Source organism: Pseudomonas sp. NFACC08-1 (assembly GCF_900106735.1).
GTDB lineage: Bacteria > Pseudomonadota > Gammaproteobacteria > Pseudomonadales > Pseudomonadaceae > Aquipseudomonas > Aquipseudomonas fluorescens_Q.
Genome location: NZ_FNNL01000001.1, coordinates 490,469 through 505,085, shown reverse-complemented (window position 1 = coordinate 505,085; position 14,617 = coordinate 490,469). Strand labels below are relative to the sequence as shown.

The window sequence follows — 14,617 nt, the reverse complement described above, 5'->3', positions numbered from 1 at the left end:
ACCGGCGGCCCCCGTCCTCTGTCACAGCCAGGCCATCGAACGCACCTGGATTTGCATCGTTACGTGAAGGCACCGCTGCTGGCGTGCCAAGACAAGCCCGTCACGCGGCATCCTCCATCCGTAGCTTTTCCTGCTCGAGGTCAAAGCGCCCCAGCACGGTGACCTGGGCGTTGCTGTGCAACTCGCTGAAGGCGAGCACGGGCACGTGATTGAATTCGTCGCGCAACAAATCGCGTAGCGGGGCCCGCAGGTCTTGCGCCACCAACAGCACGGCCACGCGCTTGGCGCGCAACGGGAAGCCTTCGCGCAACTGCATGACCAAGGCGCGGGTATGCAGGCTTTCCAGGGCAAAAAAGGTTTCCGTCTGGGTCTGGCGCAGCGCATCGCGCAACAGGCCTTCGGTTTCCGGCGTCAACAGCCACACGTGCAGGCCGTCTTCGTCGCGGTACTGGTGATAGATCTGCGACTTCAGGGCGATGCGCGCGTAGTCGGTCAGCGCACCGACGTCGCGCTCGTGCTGCCCGTGCTCGATCAAGGACTCGGCGATCAGCCGCACCGCGCGCAGCGGGACACCTTCCCCGGCCAGGCGCTGGAGCACGGCGGCGAAACGGGCCAATGGCATGGTCCGCTGCAGTTCCTGCACCAACTCTGGCTGGCCCGCTTCGAGCCAACTGAGAATCGACTTGCTCTCCTGAAGCCCCAAGAATTGTGGGCCCGTGGCAAACATCGCGCGGCTCATGCGCTCCACCAGCAACTCGGCGGCCGACACCGCCTCCACGCGTTCATCCGCCAGCAGCGGATCGTCAGGCGTCAGCCAGAGCCACTGCTGCTCGTCACGCACCTCGCTGCCGACCTGCCCGTCGCGCGGTTCCAACGGCAGCGGCCCGCGCGCCACGGCCACGCGCTCTCCGAAAGTTGCCCGCAACATCGGCACCTCGTGCACGCAGAAGCGGAACTCGTCGTCTTCCAGCAGCGCGCTGTATTCGATCTCGAAGGGCGGCAGGGTCAGGCCAAAGCCGGCCACCAGCGCGTTACGCTTTTTGCGGATCGCCTGGATGGCTTCCTCGGCGGCCGCGTTGCCTTCCATGGCTTTGGAAAACTGCAGAAGATAGGCACGGGTCGGGTCGAAGCTGCGCAGGTCTTCGGCGCCGTTCTGTGCCGGGGCCACGACCTCCGCTGGCTGGTCGCCCTGGCGGGCCAGCCGGGCGCGCGAGTAGAGCTGGACGATGCCGGCGGTGCCGGTGATCAAGGCGATGACAATGAACACCAGCGTGGGCATGCCGGGCAAGGCCGCGAAGCCGAGCATTCCCACCGAAGCGATCACCCAGGCCTTGGGTTCGGCGGTCAACTGCTGGGCGATTTCCTTGCCGACGCTACTGCCTGCCGGCTCCCCTTGCGGCGATACGCGGGTGATGATCATGCCCGCAGTAAGAGAAATCAGCAGGGCCGGAATCTGCGCGATCAGACCGTCACCGATGGTCAACACGGCGTACAAGTGCATCGATTCGGATGCGCCCATGTCATGCTGCATCATGCCGACCGAAAAGCCGCCGATGAGGTTGATCACCACGATCACCAAACCCGCGATGGCATCGCCCTTGACGAACTTCATCGCCCCGTCCATCGCACCGAACAGCTGGCTTTCCTTGTTCAATTCCTCGCGACGCCGCCGGGCTTCGCTGACATCGATCAGGTTGGCGCGCAGGTCGCTGTCGATGGACATCTGCTTGCCCGGCAGCGCGTCCAGGGTGAACCGCGCCGCCACTTCGGCGACCCGCTCCGAGCCCTTGGTGATCACCAGGAAGTTGACCACCGTCAGGATGAGGAAGATGACCAACCCGACCGCCAGGTTGCCCCCCACTACAAAATCGCCGAACGCCTGGACGATATGGCCGGCGTCGCCCTGGAGCAGGATCAACCGGGTGGTCGCCACCGACAACGCCAGCCGGAACAGCGTGGTCAGCAGCAGCACCGCCGGAAACGAGGAAAACGCCAACGGTCGCGGCAGGTACAGCGAGAGCACGATCAGCAGGCAGGAGATGCAGATGTTGATCGCGATCAGCGCATCGACCACCGAGGTCGGCAAGGGCAGGATCAGCATGAACACGATGCCCAGCACCACGAACGCCCCGACCACCTCGATGCGTCGCACCGCTTCGTTGGCGACTTTGTTCAACAGGGCGATCATGAGCGTGCTCCAATCACCGGGGCAGCGGTCTGGCTTCGGGGCTCGCCACGGGAACGCTCATCGAGCAGCACCAACAGGTTCTTCAGCGCGGTCTGTCGGCTTTTGCTATCCCGCCAGAGAGGTAGCGGCAAACGCTTGAGCAAAGGGTACAGGCCGTTCAGGGAGACCAGTTGGTCCCGCTCCTCTTCTCCACCCAGTTCACGCCCGATACGCCGTACTTCCGCCGCCGACAGGCCACTGCTGACAAACCCCAGCATGCGTTGGAGCAACAGCACCGCCGTGAGCTGGCTGGCCGGGCAACTGCAGGCCAGTTGCTCGAGCAAACGGCGGCAGCTGTGCAGGACACTGCCCAGTTGCGTCGAGGCGGCCAGGCCGATCAACAACGTGCGCAACAGGGCGGTAGGACGTGACGGTGTGTGCGCCGCGATATCGTCAGCCAGTGCCCGGCGCATCATGTCCAGCCCCGGCACGAAGGCCGCCTCGCCGAACAAGCCAAGCAACGCCTGCATCATGGTGGGCAACGATTGCTTGAGCACCACGGTGTCGTAATAGAGCCGCCGTACCGCCTGGCGCAGTTCGGGATCGCCGCCCGCAGCGCGCAAGGCCTCGGCGATGTTCATGCCCGCCTGGATCTGCGCGCCATAACGCTCGCGCAATAGTTGCAGGTAGTCGCGAGCGCGCTGGGCTTCGACGAGACGACCTTGAACTTCGGCCTCGCGCAAGGCTTGCTGCAGGATCAGGTCGGTACGGGCCGGGTCACCACCGGTGGACTGCACCACCTCTTCAAGCACCGGCTCGCCACATAACAACAAACCCGCCTGGGCGGCCATCGCCCCCAGGCTTTGCTTGCCTGGGTGGCCGAGTTGGTCGTACCACTCTTCCAACTGCTCCCGCGTCTCGACGCGCACCTGGCCCACCTCACTGCGGGCATTGCGGATGCGCCGCTGGCTCAGCGCCTTGGTATTACGCTCCACATGATGGCTGAAGGTCATGCCGACCTCCTCCATCGAATTGGACTGCACGGCCTGAAACGATTCGACAGGCTTGCCAATGCCCACGACGGCCGAAACGGCCTGGGCAAGGTTGGCGGCAATATGCGCATTTGTCGGGGCTTCTACTTTCATGATGGCCGTGAGCGTGGTTTCGGACGCTCAGTGGGTGGCGGCTATCCAGCATTCAGTTCCATCAGCGGCCATGGCCCTTTCTGACCGGTTCGCAAGGGTTTCCTGCCCGAGCGTTCGCTCGGTGCAATTTCATGCAGTGGCGCTTGGGACGGCTGTGCATGCCCTTGCACAAATAGAGCAAAAGCACTAGTAAAAAACACTTAATTATCAGACAGATAACTCACAAATCCGGCTTGGCACAGGTCCTGCTGACGGGGGAAACGTCGACATTTTGATCGGCGCTATGGAACCTACTCAGAGGGATTTATTAATGAACAGCCTGAATCTCATGACCCCCCCGCAAACCTCCCCGGCCCCCACAGGTGCGCCAGACATCTGCTTCGGCGAGGAACGCAAGCTGCGTCTGTTTGTGCAAAAACGTGTACTCAATCAAGACGACGCCGACGACATCATCCAGCTCACGTACCTGGAAGCCTGGCGCAACCAGCAGAAGTTCAAAGGGCTGGCAAAGCAGGACACTTGGTTGTGCGGCATCGCCCTCAACCTGATCCGCAACCACTTCCGTCGCTTCTATGCGCAGCCACCGCTGAGCACGTTCGATGAGAGCGAGTTCAGCGAGTCCAGTGACGACATTGACCTGAGTGAACTGTGCGACAACCGTCGGCTGTTGGACCGCACGCTGTTAGCCATGGACGAGTTGCCCAAGGACATGCGCGATACCCTGTGGACCGCCGTGGACACCGAGAGCAGCTACCGCGATGCCGCCGAGCGACTGGGCGTCCCCATTGGTACCGTGCGTTCAAGGTTGTTTCGCGCGCGTGAACAACTCAAACGAAGCGTCTATGGAGAAGCCCGGCCATGACCCACAATCGTTTGAACAGCCGGCCCGACCTGCCACGCGGCGTGCGCCGCTACACCCCCGACGACTTGCCGGTGATGACAGATATCTTCAACGAAAGCGCTCTGGGAGGTACCAGCTCCCCCGTGCTCAGAGCGTTTTCCCTGAAGGAAATGACGTTTTTCGTCGACTGTTTCGTCAAGGAGGGTGATCCGATCTACGTGCTCGAACGCGCTGGCGAAGTCGTCGCCTGGTTGATCGTCAACCGCTTCTGTTGGGGAGCCCAGGCCTGCCGATTGACCGGTGAAGTGTCGATCTACGTACGCAGCGACCACATCGGCAGCGGCGTCGGCATCCGCCTTGGCCAAGCTGCGGTGGTGTTGGCCAGGCAGTATGGTTTCGAGACGCTGGTGGCCTGGATCATCGAGCACAACGAGGCCAGCAAACGCGGCGTACAAGGGCTCGGCGCGACCCAATGGGGACGCTTCCCAGGGATTGCCCGGTTCGCTGATAACCGTGCGGACGTCGTGCTCTATGGACTGCACCTGACGCCAGGCGACACGGCATCCATCTCCCTTTCAGCGCCAGCGCAAAACGAGGAGGCCAGCCTGGCGTGAGTCCACGGCTCGTCCGGCTGGACGTCGGGCGAGCCGCCTCTTTCCAAGGCATGGGCCTGCGCTCATTCGAGCCGATGCCATTTTTTGCACAGCCCCCGCAGCCCCTGCTGTTCAGTCGATAAACCCGTGGCGAGGGAGCTTGCTCCCGCTGGGCTGCGCAGCAGCCCCTTTTTCATCAAGACCTCGGTCATCCATCCACCGACCAACACACCGGCAACGCCTCCGGCCCCCTGAAGTTGGGCACGTAGCGCCAGCGTACGGCGCCGGGATCGACCGCCAATTGCAGCCCAGGGCAGCACCGAAGAAGTGTGTTCAAGGCGATTTCCAATTCCTGCCGGGCCAACGAGGCGCCCAGGCAATAGTGCGTGCCTTTGCCGAACGACATGTGCGGGCAGGCCGGGCGAGTGATGTCGAGCGTGTCAGGATTTGCACACAGCGTTTCGTCACGATTGGCCGAGCCCACCACCGCAATCAGCAGTTGCCCGCGTAGCAAGCGTTGTCCGGCCAGTTCGGTGTCCCGGGTAACGAAGCGGACCATGGCCCGCTCCACCGAAGAGTCATAGCGCAGAAGCTCCTCGACCGCGCCAGGCATTAACGCCGGCTCGTCACGCAATTGCGCCAGCACCTTCGGGTGCTGCACGAGCATGTGCACCGCATTGCCGATCATCGATGCCGACGTTTCGTGCCCAGCGATGATCAGCAGCGCGATCATGCTGCACAGCTCACTCTGGCTGAGCATGCTGCCCTCTTCCTCGACCTGCGCCAGCGCCGAAACCAGGTCATCGCCCGGCTGTGCTCGACGCTGGTCGATCAACGCGAGCATGTAGCCCGCGAATTCCTTGTAGCAATGCTGCAACTCGCTCAGGTCATGCCCCACCTGCTGGACGATCATGTGGGACCAGCGGCGGAAGTCGTCACGATCTTGTGCAGGGACGCCAAGCAATTCGGCGATGACAGTGATCGATAACGGGAATGCATATTGGCTCACCACGTCCATTTGGCCGCTCGACCACACGGGTTCCAGCAACGTCTCGGCGATCTGTTCGATACGCGGCCGCAGGGCATTCACCGCCTTCAACGTGAAGGCCTTGTTGACCAGGCGACGCAAGCGGCGATGACTGTCGCCATCGCGGTTGAGCATGTGGTCGTTAAGAAACGCGATGGATTGTTCGCCGCCGAGCATCGCGGCGAACTGCGCATCGATCCGCGACGGGTCACGGGCGAAGCGCTCGTTGTCCAGCAGCACCTCCTCGACTTCCCGCGCACCGGTGACGTACCACATCGGCAACTGCCCTTCGGCCTGGCTGAGGAACACCGGGGACGCCTGGCGCAGCGCCGCATAATGCCGATAAGCCTCGCCACGAAAGGCGTCGCTATTCAAATCAAGGGTACGCTCGTAAGCCATGAACACTCTCCAGGGGCATGAATCGTTGCTCCTGAGTGGCCGGGCGCGCCAAAAAAGATCCATGTGGGTTACCTGCCGGTGAACCGTTTGCACGGCCACGGTCACTCAAGGGAAAACACCAACCCTTGCGTGGAGCTGACATGACGCGTGCACTTGCAATCCATGGCCAATGCGACACTCGTTTCGAACCGGTCAAAGAGGCGTTTATCCGGCTGATGCAAAGCCCCTTCGAACGCGGCGCCGCCCTTTGCATCCAGATTGACGGCGAAACCGTTATAGACCTGTGGGCCGGCACTGCCGGGCCGGAGCCGGACAGCCATTGGCAGCGCGACACGCTGCTCAATCTGTTTTCCTGCACCAAGCCCTTCACGGCGGTGGCGATCATGCAGCTGGTCGGCGAAGGACGCCTGGACCTGGACGCGCCGGTCTGCCACTACTGGCCGGCCTTCGCCAACGCCGGCAAAGCGTCGATCACCCTGCGCCAGGTGCTTTGCCACCGTGCCGGGTTGCCTGCGCTGCGCACGCCCCTGGCACCGGAAACCCTCTACGACTGGGACACCATGACCGACCTGATCGCCGAGGAAACTCCCTGGGCCGCGGCTGGGGAACAGCAGACCTATTCACCCTTGCTGTTCGGCTGGATCCTCGGCGAATTGCTACGCCGGGTGGATGGCCTGACGCCGGCGCAAAGCATTCACCAACGCGTGGCGGTGCCGCTCGGGCTGGACTTCCACCTCGGCCTGGACGACGCGACCATCGCCCGCTGTGCCTACATGGCGCGCACCAAAGACGAGATCGACGACGAAGCGTTTGGCCGGGTGTTGAAGGACGTGCTCAACGAGCCGACCGCCATGAGCGCGCTGGCCTTCGCCAACCCGCCCATGGTGCTGGGACGCAGTAACGAGACGGGCTGGAAACGCATGACCCAACCAGCGGCCAACGGACACGGCAATGCCCGCAGCCTGGCGGCGTTCTACGCAGGCCTGCTCGACGGGCAACTGCTGGAGTCACCGCTGCTCAACGAAATGTTGCGCGAGCACAGCGCCGAATACGACCCGACCATCCAGACCCCAACGCGTTTCGGCCTGGGCATCATGCTCAACCAGCCGGACGTGGCGAACGGCAGTTATGGCATGGGCAACGAGGCGTTCGGCCACATGGGCGCCGGTGGCACCATCGGGTTTGCCGACCCTGAACGCGGCGTGGCGTTCGGCTTCGCCTGCAACACCATTGGTTCCTACGTCTTGATGGACCCACGCGCGCGCGGCCTGGCCAATGTCGCGATGGGCTGCCTGTAAACCCTGGATGACCGGCTCGATGCTATTCACTTAAGCGAAAGATCAGGCTGCGGAAGGTCGTTCCCCACGCTCCGCGTGGGAATGCCGCCAGGGACGCTCCGCGTTCCGCTTCTGGAAGCAACCGGCTCACACCCCTGGCGGCACTACCACCTCCGCCACCTGCGGCTCGGCCGTGCCGGTATCGGGTGAGGCAACCACTTGTTCTTCGCTACCGGCCACGCGGGGCAGCGCGGCCTTGGCGATCATGTCCGGTTGGGCCAGCAACCTGCGCGATGCGTCCAGGGGCATCAGCAGGCGCCCCCTGGCCCTGCCGCGCGCGGCAGGGTTAAGCATGCGCAATTCTCGTTCATGAACACCGGACAACTGCGCCAGGTGCGCCAGGTCCACCGGCTGCGCCAAGGCGACCATCTGGAAATACGGCTGGTCGGCGATGGGCGCCAGGCTCACGCCATAGTCGGCGGGCGCATTCACCAGTTGCGACAGCGCCAGCAGCCGCGGCACATAGTTCTGGGTCTCGCCGGGCAACGACAGGTTCCAATAGTTGGTCGCCAGGCCGCGGGCGCGATTGCGCGTGATGGCGTCGCGTACGCGCCCTTCCCCGGCGTTGTAGGCGGCCAGCGCCAGCAGCCAGTCGCCGTCGAAGTAATCGTGCAGGTAGGACAGATAATCCAGGGCGGCCCGCGTCGATGACGGAATGTCCCGGCGCTCGTCATAGTCGCCCCGCTGCTGCAATTGATAGCGGCGCCCCGTGGCGGGAATGAATTGCCAAAGGCCCAGGGCCTGGGCCGGCGATTGGGCGTTCGGATTGAACCCGCTCTCGATGGCTGGCAGCAGCGCCAGTTCCAGCGGCATGTTGCGCTTGTTCAGTTCACCCACGATGAAATGCAAGTAACGGCTGCCGGCACGCCCGGTCTGGGTGAGAAAAGCCGGGCGATCCATCAGCCAGCGGCGTTGCTCATCGATACGCGCCACACCCTGGGTCTTGGCCTGCAAGGAAAACCCCTGGCGCATGCGCGTCCACAGGCTGCCGCCGCTTTGCGGGGATGACTCGCCGATCTGGATGATCGTGTCCGTAGGCGCCGGCTCAAGCCAGCGCAGTTGCGAGCGGTAAGGCTCGTTGGCGAACGGATCACCAATGGTCAACTGCGGTTCGAGGTGCTGGCAGCCATACAGCAAGGTCCCCATGGCCAGCATGGACAACCCTTTGGGGACGAAGCGAAGGGCCGGCAAAAGTGCAATTGATCGAGGCATGGGCGGTCAACCTTGAGTGAGGTGGCGCCATTGGGTGGCAGATCGCAAGGCAGCGGTTCCACGCGGCTCGTCCGGCACGCTGTCATCGGGCGGCAGGGGCTCGGTTGGAACCGAAATGCCGCAGCTGTCACTCACCATGGGCAGCAGGCGCTCGTCGGCGCCTGGATGACAATGCGAGGTCACTCATGGCGTCACCCATCTATTGCAAGCTGATCGATCAGCTCTGCGAACTCACAATGATTCCTACCCCGGCAGCGTTCTACGAGCAGGCGAACCTGTCGGTCAAGGATGTGGACTTTTCCCTGAAGCACACCCCAGGCGTGGGTGAGGGAGACGTCTTTATCTACTGCAGCTTCGGGCCATTGCCGGTGGCGAATCGGGAAGCGGTCCTGCAACGGCTGCTGGAAACCAACCTGTACCTGCTGAGCGGCGCGTTCTGCCCTTCCCTGTCTTACAACCGCGACAGCGAACAGGTGATCCTGATCGGCCACGTCCCCCTGGAAACCCTCACGGCCGAGCGTCTGCTCGGGCTGATGGGCGGTGCTGCCGACATGGCGCTGATTTGGCGCGATGGCTACTTCTTCGACGGTGCCAGCCCAAACGACACCGCCAAGACCACCCAGCACAAACCCACCCCCCGTAGCACCGGGCTCAACAGCGCCCTGTCAATCTAGGAGAACACGACATGCCAGATTTATCAGTAGGACGAAGCACCAGCTCGGCGGCGTTGCACCAGCAGGACGATCGGATCACGCCAGTGGGAACCAGCCTGTCCGGGCAGGTTCGTCCCTCCACCAATCCCCTGGTGCCTTATCACTTCGAAGGACAGGCGACCGACAAGACCCAGCAAACACTCCGAACCAGGCAACAGCGCCTGACAGGACTGGTCACCAGCCTCGGCAAGAAAAACCCTGAGAGCGACCCCATTGGCTATGCACGTGAGCACATGAGCCTGGAAGGCAAGGTATTGGGCTACGCGCCAGGCACAAGTTATCAAGATGTACAGAAGCATCTCGCCGCACTCGGCGGCACGCCACACCCGATGCTGTCGGGCCACGAAGAAACCGAGGCATTCGTCAAGGACTTCAACGAGTACCTGGCCAAGAATGAGGGCGACCGGAAAGAGGACGGCGGTTTCAAGGCGGTCTGGGACAAACACTGCGAGCGCATGGGTAATACCCTTGGCGCCTATCATTCGTTGTGCCAGGAAGTCATTGATAAAACCCCGGAAGGGAACGATCGCCAACTGCTGAAAAATAGCCATGAAGCCTTCCGCGGTTATGCCAAGGGTGTCATGCAAGCCATGACGCAAGACATGCCCACGCGCTTGAATACCTTCATGGAAAGCCGAATCGAGCACGCGCAGAGTGCCGCGACCAACGAGAGCCTTTCCCAACCCGAACGCGACCTGGCGAAAGATCAACTGGATCAGTTGCTCGAGGTCCAGGGGGAGCTTGGCGAGTTGCTCAAGACCGATGACGACAAGCCGAACACGCCAAGCGAACTGGCAACGGCGACGAAGAAAAACGAGGTGCTGGACACCGCACTGAAGAACGTCGCACGCCAGGACTATGTCGCCGACCTCAAGACCAAAAGCGGCTTTGTAACCGGCCTGGCGGTGTTCGCCGGGGCGGGGATCCCGCAGGGCGTGGCGTCTGCGGGCCACTTTGGCGCGATCACAGCGTCGATTGATGAAAAAATGGCGGACGCCTCCTACGGCAAGCATGTCGCGGCGACCTCGACTGTCCTAGGCGCCGCCCACAAGGTGATCAGCGACGGCATCCGCCCATTCGTCCAGGTCGTCGTCGACAAGACCATCGGCGCCGGCCTGGAAAAAGTCGATCCAATGTCGGTCTATCCCAAGGCCCTGCAAGTCGTCACCCAGGACGGACGTCGGGTCGAGAACGCTGGACGCGATGCCCTCGACCTCACACAGGAGCAAAAGCGCAACGACTTCAAGCTCAAACAGAACGCGAACAACTTTGGCACCATGAGCGGTGACTTCACCGGCTACCTCGCCTTCGGTGCCGCCCATGCCGTGCGCGATACCATTGATCAATTCACCTCGGTAAACGCCGGCGGCATCATCGCCCGCACGACGGCCTCAGCAGTGGGCGGCACCTTCATGGCGGGGGGCCAGGCAGTGGCGAAATATGCACAAACCCACGGTGATGAGGAGATTCCCACCTACCGGGTGACCAAGGAAAACCGCAACTGGGGCGAACTGTTACCCAAGGCCTTTTCCGAAGCGACAGGAAAGCTCAACCCGATCAGCATGGCCAACGTCAGCGACCTCGCCAACCGGATCGTTGGCGTAGGCGAAGGGGTCGCCATGCGTACAGCCGTGGGCGACGCAGCCGCGGTGGGTGAAAACCCGGAAGTGCGGGAAAAAATGGAGCAGATTGTCACAACCTTCTTCTCCTCCGGCCTGACGCTGCTTCCGTTCTTCGCCAACAGTGTGGCGGCACCGCTCGAAAACAAGGCGCTGAGCGGCAAAGACGACCTGACCAAGCGAGCAAACGTACCGCTGCAGAACGTGACAAATCCAAACCGAGACGGCCTGCCCCACACCCAGCCGGAAGGCTGGCGGCGCGACCTGGAAAATACCTACCACGTGACCCGCGGCCTTACCCAGGTCGTTCCGCAAACCGCTATCGCAGGGCTTAACCTGGGTACCGAATGGGCCCAAAGCCTGGCACCGCGGCCCAAAAAAGCCTCTGGCGATAACATTCAACTGGCAGAGCGAGGCGAAGCGCGACCCCAGGGCGGGCCGTCCAACGAACCTGCACCCACTACCCGGCCAAGCTGATGAATTCGCCGGGCCATCCTTCGCTGGTCCGGCGATCACCTGTTGCAGAATTCCCTTCACCCCGCTCGCATGACTGCTGATCTACGACCAAACTCATCTTTCAGCCAAGAGCGAACTGAACGCACGTCCGCTAATAGATGGGTTTGTCTTCGCTTAGACTGATGCTTTGCGCGTGCTGGAAGTTGAGGAAATTTCGTCAAAGTCGAGGTAACGCTTCAGCGCTTCAGGCATTTTCACCTCAGACCACATCAGGAAGAAAAAAATAGCCAGCCACATTGACCACAAAAAAAGAAACCCCCGTGGTAGCCAAAAGTATTAAATTAAACTTCTGCACCGACACACCATAGGTTTGCGCAAAGATAAACGTATTTTTTGGAGAAGGCATTGCCGATATCAGTATCAGTGCGAACAACAGCAAGCCAGACAGTCCCAAAAAATACTGTCCCACCACGAAAGAAATCGCGGGATGCAAAAAATTCTTTATCAACACACCCAGCACTATTTCATTACAGTCGTTTTTCATGGTGGACGCTACACGACCAGCATAGAACGAAGCACCTAATGCTATTAGAGCAATAGGCGCCGCAGTATCCGCAATCATCTCCATACTCTCGATGATAAAAAAATCTGTATCGATCATGTGCGAGAGCTTAATTTGCGAAATGAGAGACCCCGTCAGCGCGGAAATTATCAATGGATTTTTGAAAACTACCAACAGGGCTCTCTTTAAGAAAGCACCCGAAGATCCAGCTTTCGAAAAAGAAGAAGTTTCCATGACAAATATCGCAACGCTCGTAAGGACAACAGACTGAAAAATAATTATTGGTACAACCAAAGCCGAATCACCCAACAGCAATATGAAGACTGGCACTGCCAAAAAAGCAGTATTTGTTTGCCCTATCGCAATAAAGTTCAAACCAACCTCCACCAGACTTTTCTTCAGATAAATTCTGTAGATGATAAAAATCAGGACCCACAATATAAAAATGCCCAAACCATACGCCTGAACGTAAGCATTTATATCGACGCCCGGCGTGTAATCGGACTTCAGCGTCGTTAAAAAAATTTCTACGGGGAGCGCAACATAAAAAACATAGTCGCTCAATATCTCATCAGCACCGCGACGCATGAGGCCTGCAAACGAAAGCAAACAACCCAACAGTATCAAAATAAATATAGACAACGTGGAATTCAAAGATAACATCAACATAACCAGTCCACCCTGCCAATCAGCAGCAACCAAACGAACGTATACTCGCAATAAAAAACTCACTCTTCCTGCAAATCACACAGCAACAGAAGCTAGAAGGTCATTTTTGTGCGAAACGCCTAGAAGTTTTCCCTTGTGGTCAACAACCAAGATTGCAGACACACCAACACCTATACAGTCTGCAATCAGTTCGCTTTCATACACGCATCTTAAATTGACTTCCATAACATCCGAAATCTTAAGATAAGCAATATCGTCATTTCCCCTGAGCACTCGAGCCATATCGCCATCCGTAAACACCCCCAAAGGCCTGGAGAATGTATCTACCACAACGACAAACCCAAGACGCTTATTCGCCATATAACTAACCGCATCCAGGAATAATGTATCAGGCGGTAGTGCAGGGACTTTATCCCCTCTCACCATTACGTCACGAATTTTCGCCGTCAACACCTTGCCTAGATTTCCGGCGGGATGATTTTTTGAGAACTCTTCCTTCGTGAAGCGCTTAATTCTCATCAGAGCCATAGCAATCGCATCTCCAACGCCTAATGTGGCACTAGAGCTTACGGTTGGCGCCAGATTATATGGACAGGCTTCCCTATCCACTTTCAACGCCACATGCGCATTTGTTTTACATGCCAATTCAGAGCTTGAAAAATTTGTCAACGCTACGGTATTCACACCCAGATCATGAAGATAGGGAAGCAGAGACAAAATCTCTTCACTTCTACCGCTATAGGATATTAGTACTGCGAGGTCACGCGCCGTAATCATGCCCAAGTCCCCGTGCTTAGCCTCGGACGGGTGTATAAAAAAGCTGGGCGTCCCCGTAGAGGCTAGACTTGCGGCAATTTTCTTACCGACATGGCCACTTTTCCCAACTCCTAGAATCACTACGTGCCCCTTGCAGGCCAATATAAGTCGAACGACATCGACAAACCCATTACCCTCCAACTCATTGGACAGCTTTATCAATGCCTGCCCCTCGCTGATCAACACCTCTCTTCCCAAAGTGAGTAGATGCCTGTCGGACCCTATCTCTGACAAGAATTTATCATTCATGAATTCTTATCTCCTTACGGTCGACATTTGGATCATTTACGAACAGAGCTCCATCCCTGTAATGACTTTTTAGATAAAACGTCACAAACAAACTATTTCTCTCATAGGAAACACTGGAATGATGTTTAGCACCATGCCAGCTATCGCTTGATCTCAGAAAAGCAAACGCTACATTTGGCTCATAAGGAATCCTCCTAAACTCTTCAAAACCACCTTTACTTCTCACAAACAACCCAAGCCCTGAATCTTTACATTCTGCATTTTCTGGCAGATACCATCCAAATGTCATTGCTTTTTCAACAATATCCGTATGCGGAGGCAAATCAAATCCGGCAAAATCTTTATACAAATGCGGATAAGGAGTCACCTCAAGATCAGAACCAAACTTGCCTAGCAAAAGACACTTGAATCGTTCACCACAAAGAAGCTCAACAATATCAATAGCAACTTTAGACCCCGAAAAAACGTTACCAAGATCAACCGAAACGCCTTCAAGAGACAAAGGCAACTCAAATCGCGTCGAACCCCCATTTCTCAAGGTGCTTTTATGCATCAAAGGCTTGTATAAATCCAATACTGGCAAGTTGGAAATAAATTCCCTGTAAACTCCTGCCGGAACAAAGTCCTTTACTTCAAAAAATTTGAACGGCTCATTCACCAACTCAGCGTCTGTTATTTTTTGAGAAACATACTCCATGAGTCCGAACATACCCACCTCCTTACGGCTTTCTCAAGATCCACCTCACACAAATGAAACACATGTAACCACTCGTATCTTTTATAGGCCTCGCCCACGCCCCCAGCAATGAGAT

The 14,617-nt window shown here is 58.8% G+C and carries 12 protein-coding genes; 5 read left to right on the top strand and 7 right to left on the bottom strand.

Features of this window, described 5'->3' with window-relative positions:
* Positions 1-100 precede the first annotated feature (100 nt).
* Positions 101-2,188: a type III secretion system export apparatus subunit SctV gene (gene sctV, locus BLU76_RS02310; RefSeq protein ID WP_063323913.1), complete on the bottom strand. Its 2,088-nt coding sequence runs from the start codon at positions 2,186-2,188 to the stop codon at positions 101-103.
* Positions 2,185-3,312 carry a TyeA family type III secretion system gatekeeper subunit gene (locus BLU76_RS02305; RefSeq protein ID WP_092149081.1) on the bottom strand — a complete coding sequence of 376 codons (1,128 nt, stop codon included), beginning with the start codon at positions 3,310-3,312 and terminating at the stop codon, positions 2,185-2,187. Before BLU76_RS02305 ends, sctV begins: the two co-directional genes overlap by 4 nt.
* Positions 3,313-3,622: 310 nt before the next feature.
* Here BLU76_RS02305 and BLU76_RS02300 point away from each other — a divergent pair, with 310 nt between their 5' ends.
* Both BLU76_RS02300 and BLU76_RS02295 read left to right on the top strand, forming a co-directional pair.
* The gene (locus BLU76_RS02300; protein WP_092221362.1) at positions 3,623-4,174 is read left to right on the top strand and encodes an RNA polymerase sigma factor; all 552 of its coding nucleotides are present in this window, start codon (positions 3,623-3,625) and stop codon (positions 4,172-4,174) included.
* Positions 4,171-4,767 (top strand): GNAT family N-acetyltransferase, encoded by a 597-nt coding sequence (locus BLU76_RS02295; RefSeq protein ID WP_063323910.1) that lies wholly within the window; start codon positions 4,171-4,173, stop codon positions 4,765-4,767. The genes BLU76_RS02300 and BLU76_RS02295 overlap by 4 nt, the downstream gene beginning before the upstream one ends.
* A gap of 187 nt (positions 4,768-4,954) precedes the next feature.
* Here the strand turns inward: BLU76_RS02295 and BLU76_RS02290 are convergent, their stop codons facing one another.
* A complete protein-coding gene (locus BLU76_RS02290; protein WP_092221360.1) occupies positions 4,955-6,172 on the bottom strand; it encodes a cytochrome P450 family protein in 1,218 nt (405 codons plus the stop codon).
* A gap of 140 nt (positions 6,173-6,312) precedes the next feature.
* On the opposite strand from BLU76_RS02290, the gene BLU76_RS02285 reads away from it, so the two are divergent.
* Complete coding sequence (locus BLU76_RS02285; RefSeq protein ID WP_063323908.1) at positions 6,313-7,470, top strand: serine hydrolase domain-containing protein; 1,158 nt, start codon at positions 6,313-6,315, stop codon at positions 7,468-7,470.
* Positions 7,471-7,596: 126 nt separating this feature from the next.
* On the opposite strand, the gene BLU76_RS02280 is transcribed toward BLU76_RS02285, so the two are convergent.
* On the bottom strand, positions 7,597-8,721 hold the full coding sequence (locus BLU76_RS02280; protein WP_083569205.1) for a transglycosylase SLT domain-containing protein: 1,125 nt from the start codon (positions 8,719-8,721) through the stop codon (positions 7,597-7,599).
* A gap of 185 nt (positions 8,722-8,906) precedes the next feature.
* Between BLU76_RS02280 and BLU76_RS02275 the strand changes: the two genes are divergently transcribed.
* Together BLU76_RS02275 and BLU76_RS02270 are read left to right on the top strand one after the other, a co-directional pair.
* Positions 8,907-9,395 carry a type III secretion system chaperone family protein gene (locus BLU76_RS02275; protein WP_063323906.1) on the top strand — a complete coding sequence of 163 codons (489 nt, stop codon included), beginning with the start codon at positions 8,907-8,909 and terminating at the stop codon, positions 9,393-9,395.
* Between the two features lie 11 nt (positions 9,396-9,406).
* A complete protein-coding gene (locus BLU76_RS02270; protein ID WP_092221358.1) occupies positions 9,407-11,530 on the top strand; it encodes a type III effector in 2,124 nt (707 codons plus the stop codon).
* Between the two features lie 238 nt (positions 11,531-11,768).
* Here the strand turns inward: BLU76_RS02270 and BLU76_RS02265 are convergent, their stop codons facing one another.
* From BLU76_RS02265 to BLU76_RS30360, 3 genes are read right to left on the bottom strand one after another with little or no spacing between them, the layout of a single operon-like run.
* A complete protein-coding gene (locus BLU76_RS02265) occupies positions 11,769-12,803 on the bottom strand; it encodes an AEC family transporter (protein ID WP_139211579.1) in 1,035 nt (344 codons plus the stop codon).
* A 12-nt stretch (positions 12,804-12,815) separates the two neighbouring features.
* Positions 12,816-13,805 (bottom strand): KpsF/GutQ family sugar-phosphate isomerase, encoded by a 990-nt coding sequence (locus tag BLU76_RS02260; protein ID WP_092221354.1) that lies wholly within the window; start codon positions 13,803-13,805, stop codon positions 12,816-12,818.
* Positions 13,798-14,514 carry a hypothetical protein gene (locus BLU76_RS30360; protein ID WP_139211578.1) on the bottom strand — a complete coding sequence of 239 codons (717 nt, stop codon included), beginning with the start codon at positions 14,512-14,514 and terminating at the stop codon, positions 13,798-13,800. Before BLU76_RS30360 ends, BLU76_RS02260 begins: the two co-directional genes overlap by 8 nt.
* Between the last annotated feature and the right edge of the window lie 103 nt (positions 14,515-14,617).